At 54.3% G+C, this 14,839-nt stretch carries 19 protein-coding genes; 9 read left to right on the top strand and 10 right to left on the bottom strand.

Going from position 1 to position 14,839, the window contains the following annotated elements:
• Positions 1-17: 17 nt before the first annotated feature.
• The gene (locus ROA7450_RS06615) at positions 18-833 is read right to left on the bottom strand and encodes a methyltransferase domain-containing protein (protein WP_085805052.1); all 816 of its coding nucleotides are present in this window, start codon (positions 831-833) and stop codon (positions 18-20) included.
• A 30-nt stretch (positions 834-863) separates the two neighbouring features.
• On the opposite strand from ROA7450_RS06615, the gene ROA7450_RS06610 reads away from it, so the two are divergent.
• The 4 genes from ROA7450_RS06610 to ROA7450_RS06595 are packed head-to-tail and all read left to right on the top strand — an operon-like array spanning position 864 to position 3,177.
• Positions 864-1,604 carry a double zinc ribbon domain-containing protein gene (locus tag ROA7450_RS06610; RefSeq protein WP_370738203.1) on the top strand — a complete coding sequence of 247 codons (741 nt, stop codon included), beginning with the start codon at positions 864-866 and terminating at the stop codon, positions 1,602-1,604.
• 35 nt (positions 1,605-1,639) lie between these two features.
• Positions 1,640-1,897: a glutaredoxin 3 gene (grxC, locus tag ROA7450_RS06605; protein ID WP_085804897.1), complete on the top strand. Its 258-nt coding sequence runs from the start codon at positions 1,640-1,642 to the stop codon at positions 1,895-1,897.
• Between the two features lie 6 nt (positions 1,898-1,903).
• Complete coding sequence (locus tag ROA7450_RS06600; RefSeq protein WP_085805051.1) at positions 1,904-2,734, top strand: carbon-nitrogen hydrolase family protein; 831 nt, start codon at positions 1,904-1,906, stop codon at positions 2,732-2,734.
• Positions 2,734-3,177, top strand: a complete 444-nt coding sequence (locus ROA7450_RS06595; protein ID WP_085804896.1) for a MarR family winged helix-turn-helix transcriptional regulator — start codon at positions 2,734-2,736, stop codon at positions 3,175-3,177. The genes ROA7450_RS06600 and ROA7450_RS06595 overlap by 1 nt, the downstream gene beginning before the upstream one ends.
• Before the next feature lie 135 nt (positions 3,178-3,312).
• Here the strand turns inward: ROA7450_RS06595 and ROA7450_RS06590 are convergent, their stop codons facing one another.
• Together ROA7450_RS06590 and ROA7450_RS06585 are read right to left on the bottom strand one after the other, a co-directional pair.
• Positions 3,313-3,807 carry an anthrone oxygenase family protein gene (locus ROA7450_RS06590; protein ID WP_085804895.1) on the bottom strand — a complete coding sequence of 165 codons (495 nt, stop codon included), beginning with the start codon at positions 3,805-3,807 and terminating at the stop codon, positions 3,313-3,315.
• Positions 3,808-3,982: 175 nt separating this feature from the next.
• Positions 3,983-4,846, bottom strand: a complete 864-nt coding sequence (locus ROA7450_RS06585; protein WP_085804894.1) for an NmrA family NAD(P)-binding protein — start codon at positions 4,844-4,846, stop codon at positions 3,983-3,985.
• 89 nt (positions 4,847-4,935) lie between these two features.
• Here ROA7450_RS06585 and ROA7450_RS06580 point away from each other — a divergent pair, with 89 nt between their 5' ends.
• Positions 4,936-5,859, top strand: coding sequence for a LysR family transcriptional regulator (locus tag ROA7450_RS06580; protein WP_085804893.1), 924 nt, complete (start codon positions 4,936-4,938; stop codon positions 5,857-5,859).
• A 374-nt stretch (positions 5,860-6,233) separates the two neighbouring features.
• Here the strand turns inward: ROA7450_RS06580 and ROA7450_RS06575 are convergent, their stop codons facing one another.
• The 3 genes from ROA7450_RS06575 to ROA7450_RS06565 form a co-directional block, all read right to left on the bottom strand.
• Positions 6,234-7,466 carry an HlyD family secretion protein gene (locus ROA7450_RS06575; protein WP_085804892.1) on the bottom strand — a complete coding sequence of 411 codons (1,233 nt, stop codon included), beginning with the start codon at positions 7,464-7,466 and terminating at the stop codon, positions 6,234-6,236.
• Between the two features lie 3 nt (positions 7,467-7,469).
• The gene (locus tag ROA7450_RS06570; protein WP_085805050.1) at positions 7,470-7,889 is read right to left on the bottom strand and encodes a hypothetical protein; all 420 of its coding nucleotides are present in this window, start codon (positions 7,887-7,889) and stop codon (positions 7,470-7,472) included.
• A gap of 185 nt (positions 7,890-8,074) precedes the next feature.
• A complete protein-coding gene (locus tag ROA7450_RS06565) occupies positions 8,075-8,521 on the bottom strand; it encodes an RrF2 family transcriptional regulator (protein WP_085804891.1) in 447 nt (148 codons plus the stop codon).
• 118 nt (positions 8,522-8,639) lie between these two features.
• Here ROA7450_RS06565 and hmpA point away from each other — a divergent pair, with 118 nt between their 5' ends.
• Positions 8,640-9,830: an NO-inducible flavohemoprotein gene (hmpA, locus tag ROA7450_RS06560; RefSeq protein WP_085804890.1), complete on the top strand. Its 1,191-nt coding sequence runs from the start codon at positions 8,640-8,642 to the stop codon at positions 9,828-9,830.
• A gap of 64 nt (positions 9,831-9,894) precedes the next feature.
• On the opposite strand, the gene ROA7450_RS06555 is transcribed toward hmpA, so the two are convergent.
• Together ROA7450_RS06555 and ubiG are read right to left on the bottom strand one after the other, a co-directional pair.
• Positions 9,895-10,344 carry a GFA family protein gene (locus ROA7450_RS06555; RefSeq protein ID WP_085804889.1) on the bottom strand — a complete coding sequence of 150 codons (450 nt, stop codon included), beginning with the start codon at positions 10,342-10,344 and terminating at the stop codon, positions 9,895-9,897.
• Positions 10,345-10,598: 254 nt separating this feature from the next.
• A complete protein-coding gene (ubiG, locus tag ROA7450_RS06545; RefSeq protein WP_085804887.1) occupies positions 10,599-11,345 on the bottom strand; it encodes a bifunctional 2-polyprenyl-6-hydroxyphenol methylase/3-demethylubiquinol 3-O-methyltransferase UbiG in 747 nt (248 codons plus the stop codon).
• A 50-nt stretch (positions 11,346-11,395) separates the two neighbouring features.
• On the opposite strand from ubiG, the gene pip reads away from it, so the two are divergent.
• A complete protein-coding gene (pip, locus tag ROA7450_RS06540) occupies positions 11,396-12,370 on the top strand; it encodes a prolyl aminopeptidase (RefSeq protein WP_085804886.1) in 975 nt (324 codons plus the stop codon).
• An 80-nt stretch (positions 12,371-12,450) separates the two neighbouring features.
• Entirely contained in the window at positions 12,451-12,771 is a 321-nt protein-coding gene (hmuQ, locus tag ROA7450_RS06535; RefSeq protein WP_085804885.1) for a heme-degrading protein HmuQ, read from the top strand.
• A 4-nt stretch (positions 12,772-12,775) separates the two neighbouring features.
• On the opposite strand, the gene ROA7450_RS06530 is transcribed toward hmuQ, so the two are convergent.
• On the bottom strand, positions 12,776-13,168 hold the full coding sequence (locus ROA7450_RS06530) for a nuclear transport factor 2 family protein (protein WP_159454011.1): 393 nt from the start codon (positions 13,166-13,168) through the stop codon (positions 12,776-12,778).
• A 31-nt stretch (positions 13,169-13,199) separates the two neighbouring features.
• A complete protein-coding gene (locus tag ROA7450_RS06525; protein WP_085804883.1) occupies positions 13,200-14,063 on the bottom strand; it encodes an NAD(P)-dependent oxidoreductase in 864 nt (287 codons plus the stop codon).
• A gap of 201 nt (positions 14,064-14,264) precedes the next feature.
• Here ROA7450_RS06525 and rimP point away from each other — a divergent pair, with 201 nt between their 5' ends.
• Positions 14,265-14,837 carry a ribosome maturation factor RimP gene (rimP, locus tag ROA7450_RS06520; RefSeq protein WP_085804882.1) on the top strand — a complete coding sequence of 191 codons (573 nt, stop codon included), beginning with the start codon at positions 14,265-14,267 and terminating at the stop codon, positions 14,835-14,837.
• Positions 14,838-14,839: the final 2 nt, after the last annotated feature.

Raw genomic sequence — 14,839 nt, 5'->3', positions numbered from 1 at the left:
TGAAGTTTGGCGGCGCGTCAATCTTTGACCGTGGTTTCGGAGGTGCCAAGCGCCTGTGCGAGACGCTGTGCCGCAGAGCCAGGGCGCAGGGGTTGTTGCTGATCCGGGCTGGGGGCCCAGCCGGTGAGGACCATGAGCTCAAACGTGGCGGGGATGCGACCATCGGAGGTTTGGAAGGTTTGCGTATAGATCTGCATGGCATGCAGCAGGATCGCGCGGCGGGTGAAATGCCGGGGGCGGGCGGCCATGGCATTGGCCTCGCCCATCTGGCGCAGATCATGCAACAGCTTGATCGGAGTTTCATAAGTTGCCGTCAGGGGCACGACATCGGCGACGGGCAGGGCAAAATCGGCGCGTTGCAGCAGGCCTCCGAGATCGCGGATTTCGGCCATCGGAAGCACACGGGGAGAGAGGCCACCGGTGAGATCGGATTCGGCCTGTGCAAGAGATGTGCGCAGCTCGTTGAGTGTACCGCCGCCCAGAAAGACACCAAGAAACAACCCGTCGGGGCGCAGGGCACGGCGGGCCTGAATAAGCTGGCCGACGGGGTCGGCAGCCCAGTGCAAAGCCATGGCGTGAATGATCAGGTCTTGGCTTTCGGATTTGAGGTCAAGGGTATCTTCGTCACTGAGATGGGTGGCATCAGGATATTCCGAGCGCCAGATTTTGGGAAAGCCGCTGATCACGCTGACATCCGTAAAGGATTTGTTAACCATCAAGAGCCGATCCTTGATCTCGGCCATGGCTTCTTGATGCAGGAACAACGCCGGATCCGCCAAAGCGCGGCGGCGGTTTCTGAGCAGGGCTGGGCGATCGGTCAGAGATTGGGTCATCGCGGGGACAATAGGGTGGACAGGTCGGCAATACAAACGCAGTTTCGGGCCCGGTTTCAGGTGTTGACCCGAGCGATCTATCCACCCGGTTGTTTGATTTGCGGAGAACAGGTGGAGAGCGCTTTTGGCCTGTGTCCGGCCTGTTGGAAAGACGTACCGTTCATTTCGGGGCTGTGTTGTGATCTGTGCGGCGTGCCCTTGCCCGGAGAAGATATGGGGTTTGAAGAGGTTTGTGACGATTGCCTGTCAGTCCTGCGTCCTTGGAGCAAGGGGCGGGCAGCACTGATTTATCGAGATCAGGCACGTAGGCTGGTCTTGGCGCTAAAACATGGAGACCGTCAGGATATTGCACGTCCGGCAGCGGGGTGGATGGCACAGATTGCAGCTCCACTGATTGATAGAGATACGATCGTAGCGCCCGTGCCTTTGCATTGGAGTCGGATGCTGCGTCGGCGGTACAATCAATCGGCCCTGCTAGGAGCGGAACTGGCAAAGGTCGTCGATCGGCCGTATTGTCCGGATCTTTTATTGCGTCGAAGGCGCACGCAATCTTTGGATGGAAAGAGCCCGAAAGAACGATTTGCGATTTTGGAGGGGGCACTGGTGGTGCACCCCAAGAGACGTCACCTCTTGAAGGGGAGATCTGTGCTGATCGTAGATGACGTCATGACCTCGGGCGCGACACTGGCGGCGGCGGCGCGGGCCTGCCTGGAGGCCGGTGCCGAAGATGTTAGAATTGTTACACTGGCGCGCGTGGCAAAGGATGTTTAAATACGCCGAAACGCGACTGACAGGAATCATGACGAATGAAACTGGTTGAAATCTATACATCCCCGCTCTGCGGGTTTTGCCACGCCGCTAAGCGTCTACTGAACGAAAAAGGCGTGAGCTTCTCCGAGGTGAACGTGCTGGCGCAGCCTGCACGAAAAACAGAGATGATCCAACGAGCCAATGGTGGCCGCACCGTGCCGCAAATCTTTGTCGGCGAGACCCATGTGGGTGGTTGCGACGATCTTTATGCGCTGGAACGCGCGGGCAAGCTCGACTCGTTGTTGGTCGCCTAAATGACAATGCGCGCAGGTCTCATTCAACTCAATAGCAGCGATGATCCAGCGCGCAATTTGCCTGATATTCAAGGCTATATCGCCGAGGCTGCAGAGCGGGGTGCCAGATTTGTTCTGACGCCTGAGGTGACAAATTGCGTGTCAGGCAGCCGGACACATCAAAACGATGTGTTGCGGCATCAGGATGAAGATCAAACCCTTGTGGCCTTGCGTGCACAAGCGGCAGAGCTGAAGATCTGGTTGTTGATCGGATCGCTCGCATTGAAAACGGATGACCCCGATGGACGGTTTGCCAACCGGTCGTTCCTGATTGCGCCCGATGGGCAGATTGCGGCGTGGTACGACAAGATCCACATGTTTGACGTGCAGGTCTCGGAAACTGAAAGCTACCGCGAGTCCAAGGGCTATCGCCCCGGTGGGCGCGCGATTGTGCATGACGCGGGCTTTGCCAAGATCGGGATGAGCGTCTGTTATGACATTCGGTTTCCTTATCTGTATCGCGCTTTGGCCGAGGCCGGCGCCGAGGTGCTGGTGATCCCGTCCGCGTTTTCACCCGTGACGGGCGCAGCACATTGGGAGCCCTTGCTGCGAGCTCGGGCAATTGAAACCGGCTGTTACGTATTGGCCCCGGGACAAACCGGCACCCATGAGGTAAGCAGGGGCGCGCCGCGCAAGACCTATGGGCACTCCATGGTGGTGGCGCCATGGGGCGAGGTTTTGGCGGACGGTGGAACGGAGCCGGGCGTGATAATCGTTGATCTGGACCCCATGGAAGTGGCACAAGCACGGGGACGTGTTCCATCCTTGCGCCATACGGCCCAGTTTACCGGACCTTGATGAACGATACTGTTGAAAATTCTCTGGCGGTTGCGCTGTTTAGCGAGATCATGACCAATGAGCAGCTGATCCGCAGCCGTCTGAGCCGGGTGCTGCCCAAGGGCATGGAAATCTCGCATTTTTCAGTGCTGAACCATCTGGCACGGGCCAAGGATGAACGCAGCCCGGCGCAACTGGCCAAGAGCTTTCACGTCACACGCGGTGCGATGACCAACACGCTGAGCAAGCTGGAATGGGCAGGTTATATCCACATCCGCCCCGATTGGGACGATGCCCGACGCAAAAAAATTGCCATCAGCCCAGCCGGACGGCAAGCGCGCGAGGCAGCGTTATCTGCCATGGCCCCAATGATTGGTGATCTGGTGAATGAGCTGGGCGAAGGCCGGGTGCGTGCTACGCTACCAATTTTGCGAGAACTACGGATCAAGCTCGAAGACGAGTAAGCTTAGATAGGGCCTTGAATGTCTGCTCCGAGCCCCAAGCGGAACAGTCATGTTAAATATTGAATGCCCGCTTGTGCTAACCATACTAAGGAATATGCACCATCGAAGTTGACGCCTAACTCTTGAAATATTTCGTCAAAGCCTGAGGAGCAACACAAGCAACATCAAGGTTGTTAGCGTCGCAACCACCGTCCGAATGGTGTTCCAGCGCAACCAGTGAGACTCAAACAATTCTGCAATTTCATGCAACTCGGATTCCATTGTCGCGTCGAGATCGAGAGACTGGAGACGGTTGTTGAGTGGGATATTGATAGTAATCGTTGGTAGATGAACGCCAAGTAGGTACATCACGCAGGCGAAAATCAGGAGGCTGAGGTCGGGGCCTTCCAGTCGCCAGATACCCAGCATGGTGGATGTGACAAGTGTCAACGTTGAACCGAGCCAGACTACCATAAAAAATGGCTGATTGTTCTGAATTATACGATCCATTGCTTTGAAGGATTTGAAGAAATCACGGATGCCAAGCGTTTTGATGCCGGGCATGACGATGATTGCAAAGCAGAGCACGAAACCCGCAACCAGCGAGCAAAGCAGAGCAGAAATTAGGACTGCCAGTTGAAGTAATTCCATAACTACGCCTCCGTTAAAATTTCTTTCATGCCCCTACAATTCGCAGGTGACGTCCCAGAATTTAATCTTGGGAAACAAGTTAGCCCGATGCTATGACATCGCATCACTACTTGGGCTGAGCAGGCGGGATGACCCCGCTGGACGATACAAGCGGAGCCTTCTCTAGCCGGTAGGTCTATGCGACCAATTTTTCGATAAAGCTTGCCAAGTCGACGCCTGCCTTTCTGGCATTTGGATCCAGAAATTCGATGCGCCCGTTGTTTATGTTCTCGTGCATCTCCGCCATGGTTTCGGCCGACTGCTGGGAAAGCCCGCTTTGTTTGAACGTGTCGACCCAAGCTTCCTGTGGTACCGGGACTGGGGTGATTTGGCGGCCCAGAGATTTGGAAAGCGCGGCGGCAATGTCTTTTGCGGAATACTGTTTGGCACCTTTGAGCTCAATCACACGGTGTGGAACGGCAGGTGGATTGATCAATGCATCGGCCACCGTCAATCCAATGTCCTTTGTTGCGACCATATCAATCTTGTGATCCAGCGGCAGAATCATACTGGGATAAACGCCATCCTGAAGCACTGCCGGCATCAGGTCGTTGATATTCTCAAGGAAATAGGCTGGTCGAACAGCACTCAGAGGAATGTTAGTTGCAACGAACAGCCTCTCCATTTGGCCGATTGTGGATATCGGGCCGACCTTGTCACCGTGTTGCGCGCCAACTGACGAAAGAATGACGGCATGCGGTAGGCGCGCTGCTTTCGCGGCTTCAACAATCGCTTCTGCTCGCTTGAGACTGTCGCCTAGGAAGTCCTCGTTCGTGAGGTCAGGCGGCAACAGAAAATAAGCGCCGCTGGCCCCTTCAAGTGCTTTGGTCATTGCGTCGATGTCCATGATCTCAGCGACGGAGACTTCTGCCCCCTTTGCCTTCCAGGGCGTGCCTTTTTCTTCAGAGCGCACGATGACACGAACAGGATGACCTTGGTCGATGAGAGATTGAGCGGCAACGGAACCTGTGTTTCCGGTAACTCCTGAAATGACAAACATGATGATTTCTCCTTGTTTGGTGTGAATGTGATGGGCCAAATCTAGGAGCAATCATTGAATTACTCTAATGCATGTTTTATATATAATACATGCACCAAGTGAATGTTTCTAACATCGACCTAAACCTCTTGAAGGCTCTCGATGCCTTATTGGAAACAGAAAGTGTGACCAAAGCCGCAGAGCTTACTAACCTCTCACAGCCCGCCATGAGTCGCGCGCTCAACCGCCTACAATATACAATAAAGGACCCCTTGCTTATTCGTTCGGGCCGGGGAATGGTTTTGACTCCTCGCGGCGAGGCACTTCGTACTCCCGTTCGAGACGCGCTAGCGCAGGTATACCATGTCTTCAAACCGCATGTGTTTGATCCATCTAACGCGCAGGACCACTTCCGCATCATGGCACCCGACTACATTGCACAAATGATCATGCCAACGGTCCTTGGGCAGGTATTCAAACTGGCACCGCAAGTTCAGATCGACTTAGAAAACCTCTCAGCGACAGGTATTTCGGATATGTGTGAAGGTAAAATATCGCTAGGATTTGGTGTCGTCGATGACGGCCCGACTCTCTACAATGTTGCTTCACAGTCTTTATTCGAAGACCGCCAAGTCTGCCTGATGCGCAAGGAGCACCCGCTGATCGTAGACGGTATGAGCCTTGAAGGTTATTCGGCCTCGGCACATGCCCAGCTAAGCATCACAGGTAGAGGCGGTGGCAGGATTGACGATGTGTTGCAAGAACACGACCTCAAACGAACGATAGCTCTTAGAATTACGCAGTTTATGACTATTAGCGCAGTAATCTCGCCCACGGATTTGATCATCACTGTTCCAGAGCGACTCGCCCAACAGGTGATGACTAGTGAGCTCCAAGTTATGTCGCTGCCTGATGAACTCCAGACACCTTCCTTCACAGTCTCACAAATCTGGCACGAACGCTTTACAAAGGACCCTGCCCATCAATGGTTTAGACGTTTGGTCAAATCTGCATGTCAAAAGATCCAGTGGTAATAGCGCATTCGCATATCGAGCACGAACCGGACATCGCTACTTCCGTTTTGTGTCCTGTGACGTTCCGGGAAGCACAAACAGAGAAAGAAAGTCGTCTCTTGTCGCAATCAAATCTGCGAAGCCTTAGCTGCAGAGCACTTTGAAGAAGGGGACGGGAGCCTTGGAAAAGGCATTTTCCAGATCGCGGCGCTGTCAGTCATGGCCTCCATGATTGGTGATCTGGTGAATGAGCTGGGCGAAGGTCGCGTGTGTGCGACCCTGCCAATTTTGCGCGAACTGCGGATCAAGTTGGAAGTCGATTAAAGCGTCTCCGCTCTCGCCACCAACAGTTTATTGAATCGAAGGTTCCATAAAATGGAACTGCGAACACTGTTTTAGTGTCCGCTGAGAACCAATGTGTTCACCGGCATGAGGATCAGTCTGAGCCGTAGGCCTGCGGCATGGACCACACCGATGGTATCGACGACATGCAGGAATGCTTTATCCCAAAAGCCTAAGTTTTCTTCTTCCAGCGCCTTGTGGTTGTCAGTATAAACATTCGCCAGACAATTGCTGCCGGGCGGAATATGGTCTGCGCCCCCTTCATAGAGCGGTTCCATGTAGACGGTGATTGATCCGGGGGTCACATTTCTTTGCGGATCGCGCAATTCGTCGCTTGGTCGAATTTGCCCGGATGGAATGACATCCTGAACATTGACGACAACCACTGGGATCACCTTGAAGGGACGTGTCATGCAGCCCAACTCCCCCACCATGCCGGGTTTAATGACCTGAGCGGACAGCTGGTTGAACCCCGCCTGAAAGCGATCACGACCAGAATTTGAGGGCACCATAATACCGGCAGGGCGAAGAAGCGGGCTGACATAGTCGCCCACTTGCAATCCGAATTGTTCAACGGTGCCGGTAACGCCGGCATAGATGACCGTTTTGTCCAGTTCTGCATGCGCTGCATCCAATTGCGCAACTGCACTGGTTAATTGGGCGGGGATGAGTTCTTCTATCTGCTGCGTTACGGCGGCTTTGTTCGCTTGAGCTGCAACGACTTGCGCTTCTCTTTCGGCAACAAGGTTTTCCAAGCGTTCAATTTCAGTAAGGCGCACCGCACTGGAGCCTTCGTCGCGCAATGTTTGATTGCGCTCTAAATCTTCGACGGATTGCGCCAGCGAGGCTTTAGCACCGGCAATGCCAGCATCTGCTTCGGCCAGATCGGTCTTGGCAACTTTGAGAGAGGCCTGAACCTGGGCAATTTGTGCATTGGCGGCTTCGACTTGGGCTTGCTGAGTGAAATCCTCAAGCCTGAAAATTGGTTGGCCGAGTGTGACCAGCTCGTTGTTTTTCACATAAATTTCAGACACTCGCCCGCCGACTTGGGGTAAAATGGTAACCGTCCTGAAATAGGAAGCAACGCTGCCAGTGGCCGGGTGAAAATAGAACAGAGTTGTGATGACTGTCAGCGCAAGAATTGCACAGGCCGTCAAACCCCAACGCAATTCATACCACATCGTAAACAGCGTGAGCTCATAGCCGATCCGTTTGCCTTGTACAAAGCGCCGAAACAGAAAATCAGGGAGCACCGTGATCAGAGCGCACATCATTGTTTCCAACATTAATCAGGACTCCTGTGTCGATGTTTCAGGAACGTCGGCAGGCTCTATATCCACACTCTTTTCAGGTGGTGGAACCGGTCTTAATGATCTGATTGCATCGGCAATCGATCTAAGAGGTGCTGCAAGGTCAGGAATTTGAAAACCGGCGACAAGAATAGCGGCAACCCAAAACAAACCATTGTGTGTAAACAGCGCGAGCAATGCCAAAATACCCACAAGCTGGAATTGGGGATGATTGGATTCATGTGCCATCTTTTCTGGTACGGAATGCAAGGTGAAATAGGCGACCCCGATCAGCAGGATCATCCCGACGGTGAAAACGATCATGAAGTTGAAGAGGAAATCACTTCCGTCCGCTTGCACGACATAGGATGGGATGTGCTCCGGTGCCAATGGATGAATTTTTGGATCGGCCACATTAATCTCCTGCAACAATGGACTCTTTGAAAATCAAATGAGAGCGTCCCGCAACCCAAATTCTCTATTTCATTTGGATTTTCTGTAGATCGGGGATTTGGAACCGCAATTTTACCCGTAGTTCTTAGAATGGCTAGTATTCGTAGTTTGGTGAGCGGGAAGGTCGCGTTGTGAACTGACCATGCGAATCTTCATTTCTGGGTCAAATGCTGTGGAGTTTCCGGGAGTGCAAACAACACTAAGAAATCATCTTTTGTCGAAATGAGATTGGCGAGGCTGTAGCTGCTAAGCACATTGAGGAAGGCGGCGGTGGCCTCGGACAGGACACCTTTGAGGCGGCAGCGCTGGTCGAGAATGCAGTTGGTGCAGTCGATGATGTCGAGGTTTTCGTCCATCGCCCGGACGACATCGCCAATGTTGATATCGCTTGGATCTTTGCCAAGGCGAATCCCCCCGGCGCGGCCCCTTGTGCTGCTGACATAGCCATGGCGGACCAGTTCGCTGACCACTTTCATCAGTGAACTTTGCGGTAAATTATAGGTGCGGCTCAATGTCTCAATCGAGTGCAACTCATCAGGCTTTGAGCCTAAGAAAATCAACACTCTGAGTGCGTAATCGGTGGAAAGATTCAGTTTCATAATTGGCCCTCGGTCGCGGTTTAATATTCATTTTGGTTGAATGTTTCAAGCTGCACGATAATACATTCATTTTAACGGAATGATTAATCGCAATCGACCCACAACGAAGGAGAAGCCAATGGCACAGAGTATCAGCGAATCCACCAAGGCCATCGTCACGGCCACCGTGCCGGCACTGGAGGCGCATGGGCGCAGCATCGTGACTGAAATGTATGCGCGCCTGCTGGCGGACGATGAGATCCGCGTGTTGTTCAACCAGTCGCATCAGGGCGGCAGTTCACCGCAGCATGAGGCGCTGACCAATGCGATTTTGGCCTATGCCAAGAACATCGATAATCTGGGCGCGCTGGCCGGCGCGGTTGAGCGGATCGCCAACAAGCATGTCGGGCTGCAGATTCAGGAAGAGCATTACGAACATGTGGCCAACGCGCTGATCGGCGCGATTGCGCATGTTTTAGGTGATGCGGCCACAGACGAGGTTTTGAGCGCCTGGGGTGAGGCCTATTGGTTCCTGGCGGGGATCCTGATCGGGCGTGAAAAGCAGCTGTATCAGGACAAGGCGCAGGCTGATGGCGGCTGGGAAGGCTGGCGGGAGTTCCGGATTTCTGAGCGTCGGCAGGAGTCCGGGTCTGTCATGTCGTTCATCCTGAAACCGGTGGATGGCAGGGCGGTACTGCGACACCAGCCGGGCCAGTACCTGTCGTTTGATTTTGATCTGCCCGGGGTGGGGCGGCATCGGCGGAATTACTCGATCTCGTCCAAGCCAAATGGTGAGTATTATCGCATCACCGTGAAGCGGGAACCGGGTGGCGCAGTTTCAGGCTGGCTGCATGAACAGGCCGATGAAGGTACGATACTACGTGTCGCACCACCTGCAGGTGATTTTATGTTGAAGGACACTGCAGGGTCCGAAGTGGTCTTGTTGTCGGCCGGTGTTGGTCTGACCCCAATGGTGTCGATGCTGGAGACATTGGCGGAGCGGGGACAGTCTGCAACTTATCTGCATGCGACCGTGGATGGCACGCAGTTGGTGATGGGGGATATTGCGAAATCTCTGGCGGGTCGCAGCGTGACATTCTTTGAAACTCCGAATGACTCAGATCGTGCAGCCAGCAACTATGACGTGGAGGGGCGAATTTCGCCCGATTGGCTGGCGGCGAATACGGCGGTGGATCAGGCCAATTATTACATCTGCGGACCAAAGGGCTTCATGGTGATGGCGGTGAATGGATTGAAAACCGCTGGCGTGCCGCAGGAGCGCATTCATTTTGAGTTCTTCGGGCCCGCGTCCGATTTGGACGTGGCATAAGGAAACGCCGAAAACAAAAGACATCCCGGCCGCGTTGCTTGCCCGCGGTCGGGGTGTTTTGCGCTCAGCTCTTGTGGAACTCGGCGATCAGACCCTCGAAATCTGCTGGCTCGGTTTCAAAGCAGTGTTCTGCTGCCAGACGCTTCTTGAGCCAAGGCTGGGCGCTCTTGGTCCAGATATGCGCAATTGGGGTAATGTCCTTGATCCGTTCTAAGGACCCGCCTTTGACACTGAGGGTGTCAGATTCATCGGGAAAGGCGTGATAGATCCTCGTACCGCAGTCGGCGCAAAACGTGCAGGATTTTTGATTGCCACTCTCGCCATGTGTGACCCATGTTTTGAGCGCGCCGGACGTCAGCTTGAAGGCAGAGCCCGGAAACCAGACCGACATACCGAAAGCGCTGCTGGATTGCTGCTGGCAATCGGTGCAGTGGCAGCAATAGGCCAGAAGGGGCGCGCTGGAGATTTCGTATCGCACTGCGCCGCATTGGCAGCCGCCGGTGTGGATTGTCATTCTATCGTCCTGTTTGGCGCGTCACTTGGTGAAGGTTGCGATGAATGAGCGTCGCAGGCAAGATATGTGATTGGCGATGGTTTGTTCTCACCGCGCGGAATCGAGGCCGCAGGCCGCCGCGCGATCGCCAGACCGCCCGCAAGGGTCGGCGATTTGGTTACGGCTGCGGTGCGCAATGGGTCTTTCGGACATGGCTGGCATAAACGGGCCTGCAAAACCTTTGATCGCCATCCCGCGGTCTGGCTGCCGAAATGTTAGGAGGCTTTCAAACTCGCCGTCACATAGTTCACGCTCAGGTCTTTGGCGGAGATGGACCAGTTCCAGGTGATCGGGTTGAAGACGAACCCCTTGCGGTCCACTGGCGAAAGGCCTGCGTTTTCGAGCAGGGTGTAAAGCTCGTCGGGGGTGATGAATTTGTTCCATTCGTGCGTGCCCTTGGGCAGCCAGCGCATGATGTGTTCGGCGCCGATGATGGCCATGGCAAAGCTTTTGGGGTTGCGGTTGATGGTAGAACACAGGTGCAGCCCGCCGGGTTTGAGCAATTGCTGGCAGGCGTTGATATAGGCCTGCGGGTCGGCGACGTGTTCGACCACTTCCATGTTCAGGACCGCATCGAATTGCTCGCCTGCTTCGACCATCGCTTCGGCGGTGGTGTGGCGATAATCGATCTCAAGCCCCGACTGTTCGGCGTGGATGCGGGCGACGGGAAGGTTGCCTTCGGCAGCGTCGGCGCCCACGACGGTGGCCCCAAGGCGCGCCATCGGTTCGCTGAGCAGGCCGCCACCGCAGCCGATATCGAGGATCCGCAAGCCCTTGAAGGGCAAAGCATCGTTCAGATCGCGGTCAAATTCGGCGGCGATCTGGGATGTGATATAATCCAGCCGGCAGGGGTTGAGCATGTGTAGCGGTTTGAATTTTCCATTGGGATCCCACCATTCGGCGGCCATGGCCTCGAACTTGGCGACCTCGGCGGGATCAATTGTGGTTTGAGCCGCTTGCATTTTGCTCTCCATATGCTCATGTGGTTCTGCCCTAAGTATATAGGACGGTTATGGATAAATACGCAGGCCAAAAGAGCGCAGTCCAGTACCTCTATCCTCCGATCGAGCCATTTGATCGGAAAATGGTAGATATGGGCGATGGCCACACCATCTATGTTGAACAATCTGGCAAGCCTGATGGCGTGCCGGTGGTGGTGTTCCATGGTGGCCCCGGTGGTGGGTGCAGCCCGGCGATGCGGCGGTATTTTGACCCGAAGGTTTATCGAATCATTCTGTTCGATCAGCGCGGGTGTGGGCGCTCAACGCCACATGCCAGTGTGGAGGCGAATACCACCTGGCATTTGATTTCGGATATCGAGGCGCTGCGCGAGATGTTCAGTATCGATAGCTGGATTGTCTTTGGTGGCAGCTGGGGGGCGACGCTGGCGCTGATCTATGCCGAAACACACCCGGACCGGGTGCGCCATCTGGTGCTGCGCGGTGTGTTCTTGATGACCTATTCCGAATTGAACTGGTTCTACGGCGGTGGCGCTGGGGCGTTCTGGCCGGAAACCTGGGCGCGGTTTGAAAAGCTGATTCCTGAGGGTGAACGCGGTGATATGATCGAGGCCTACAGCAGGCGTCTGTTTTGCGGGGATGCGAAGGTTGAGGCGACTTATGCCAAGGCCTGGGCCGCGTGGGAAAATGCGCTGGCGACGGTCAATTCAACCGGGCGCAGCCCCGAAGGGCCAGCTGATTATGTACGGGCCTTTGCGCGGATCGAGAATCATTATTTCCGACATCACGGGTTTTTGGCCGAAGATGGTCAGATCCTGCGGGATATCGACAAGATCCAGCACATTCCCGGGGTAATCGTGCAGGGGCGGTACGATATGATCTGCCCTCCGAAATCAGCCTATGCGTTGGCTGATGCGTGGGGCAATGCGGATTTACGCATGATTCCTATGGCCGGGCATGCGCTGTCAGAGCCGGGCATCAGTGCCGAGCTGGTCAGTGCGATGGATCGTATTGCGCGCGGACAGTAACAGGTTGCTGGACCTTTTGGCTGAAATGAAGTCAACATACGCCGCCGGCCAGCCTTCAACTTTGATACATGAGGTAAGTCATGAGTTTTATCGCAATGAATCGTTTTATGGTCTGTTCGGGGTCCGAGGCAGAGTTTGAGACTGTCTGGAAATCCCGCGAAAGCAGACTGAAGGAACTTGACGGGTTTCGGGAGTTTCGCCTGCTGAAGGGGCCCGAGGGCGAAGGTTACACGCTCTATTCCAGCCACGTGATCTGGGACAGCCGCAGTGATTTTGAAGCATGGACCAAATCCGAGCAATTCCGCGAGGCTCATAAGAACGCGGGCAGCCAAACCAAGAAATACGAATTGATGGGCCCGCCGCAGTTTGAAGGGTTTGAGACGGTTTTGCACGAAGGTTGAATGCTCAGGCCTGTAGCTGCCGCTCGTAATCTTCGGCATCATACCAGCCAAGAGATGACGTGACCTTGAGGTTTTCATCCAATTCCCATTCTTCCCAGCCTTGGAACTCGACGTATTTGCCTGTGCCAACTTGTGTGCCTAAGAAAGTCCAGACGTAGACCGCGTGAAGACCCGCAATAAAGCTGTGATCAAGCCTAAGCACCACGTCAGGAAATTCGTCACAAAATCCATTGACCATATCGGCGATGTCTTGATGGCCGTTCATGGGCTCACCATGGTTGATGATAAAGCAGGCGTCTTTGGTATAGGTATTGGCGACACCCTCGGCGGATTTACGGCACCATGCGTTGATATGGGCATTGATGATGTTTTGAATTTTTTCAACTTGCGAAGGCATTTTGGTTTCCACCTTTAAAGAATTCATAGGGTCAATTTCGGTTGAATAACTCGACCAACGCGGTCAGAGCCTTGTCTTCTAACCCAGCGTCCATCCCTTTGTGCGCGGCATCGCTGAAAAGTTTCGGGAGCTCATTTGGAGCGCCAACTTCATCGAACGTTTTCAGGGCGTCATCAAGGGCTGCCGTGTAGGTCGCCATGGTTGCAGGAGGATTATCAAAGTTCCCGGTCGGCGCAGTGTCCGCGAAATATTGGTGGTAGCTGGGAAGAACCCCCATCGAAACCGGAATGAGTTTTGCAAAATTGTCCAGAGGAATCCCGGCTTTCTGACATACCAGTGCCCCATAGAGCATGCCGAACATGAAGCCCTGGCGGGTTGTGAATAGTGCTGCAAAGAGTGCGGCCAGCATGCTTGCATTTGTGCCGACGTGAATTGAGCCGCCGCCAAGGGCCGTGATATGCGGTTGCCACTTTTCCCAAAGGGCAGGTTCCCCGACGACGGTTAACACCGTGTCTTTCCCGCCAATTGCAGTTGGATAGGAATTGATGATGCCAACCAGCCAAGAACCACCCTGCGCGGCAATGAACTGAGTAAGGGCGTCTGCTTCGGATGCGCCGCCGGTGCTGAGTTCAATAATGGTTTTGCCGTTGAGCGACGTCTTGCAGGTTTGCAATAACTCAAGAGTTTGATCATGTGATTTGATGCAGATGATTGTGGCGAGGCTGGCATCTATTGCCTCGGAAGCAGATCCAGCAGCAATCGCCCCTTCAGAAACGAGAGGGCCGATTTTATCTTTGCTACGATTCCAAACTGTGACGATGTATCCGTTTTTGATTAACGTGCGGGCCAAAGCGCTGCCCATGGCGCCGAGGCCAATTACTGAAATATCCGACATAAATTTTCCCCTAAAATAGATAATCAAATAACCCTAGTAGAATGATAGCTGTATGTCTTGGACTCTATTCTCTTGCAGACTCGGATGAAGATGCGTATATGCACTTCAACAGCGGCGCTGACGGGTCCAAACCGAAGGCTCCACCGGAATAAGCAACGGGCCGCGCGCCCGTTTTTTTGTGTCTGCATTATGTAGGAAACCATGAGCAACGACCTGATTGCAAAAGCAGCGATTGATCGCCGTTTGGCGCAGATCATTACCCCCGTGATCGAGGATCTGGGGTTTGAGCTGGTGCGCGTGCGCCTGATGGGCGGCAAGACGCACATCCTGCAGATCATGGCGCAACGCGCCGATGGCGGGATCGAAGTTGATGAATGCGCTGACATTTCAAACGCGGTGAGCGCCATTCTGGACGTCGAAGACCCGATTGTTGAGACTTACACACTGGAAGTGTCCAGCCCCGGCATCGACCGACCGTTGACCCGTCTTAAGGATTTCGAAGAATTCGAAGGCTATGAGGCGAAGCTGGAAACCAGCGAGCTGATCGACGGGCGCAAGCGGTTCAAGGGCGTTTTGGCCGGTGTGGAAGGCGAAGAAGTGCTGATCAACATCGAAGAAGGCACTGTTGGCTTGCAATTCGACTGGCTGTCGGATGCAAAGCTGGTGCTGACCGATGAGTTGATCAAAGAAATGCTGCGGGCGCGCAAGGCGTCCGGCGCAATTAACGAAGACGAATTCGACGATATCGAGACTGACGAGTCCGAGGAGGGCTGAGA

This window comes from Roseovarius albus, from assembly GCF_900172335.1.
Lineage (GTDB): Bacteria > Pseudomonadota > Alphaproteobacteria > Rhodobacterales > Rhodobacteraceae > Roseovarius > Roseovarius albus.
This window is presented reverse-complemented; position numbering and strand designations above follow the sequence as displayed.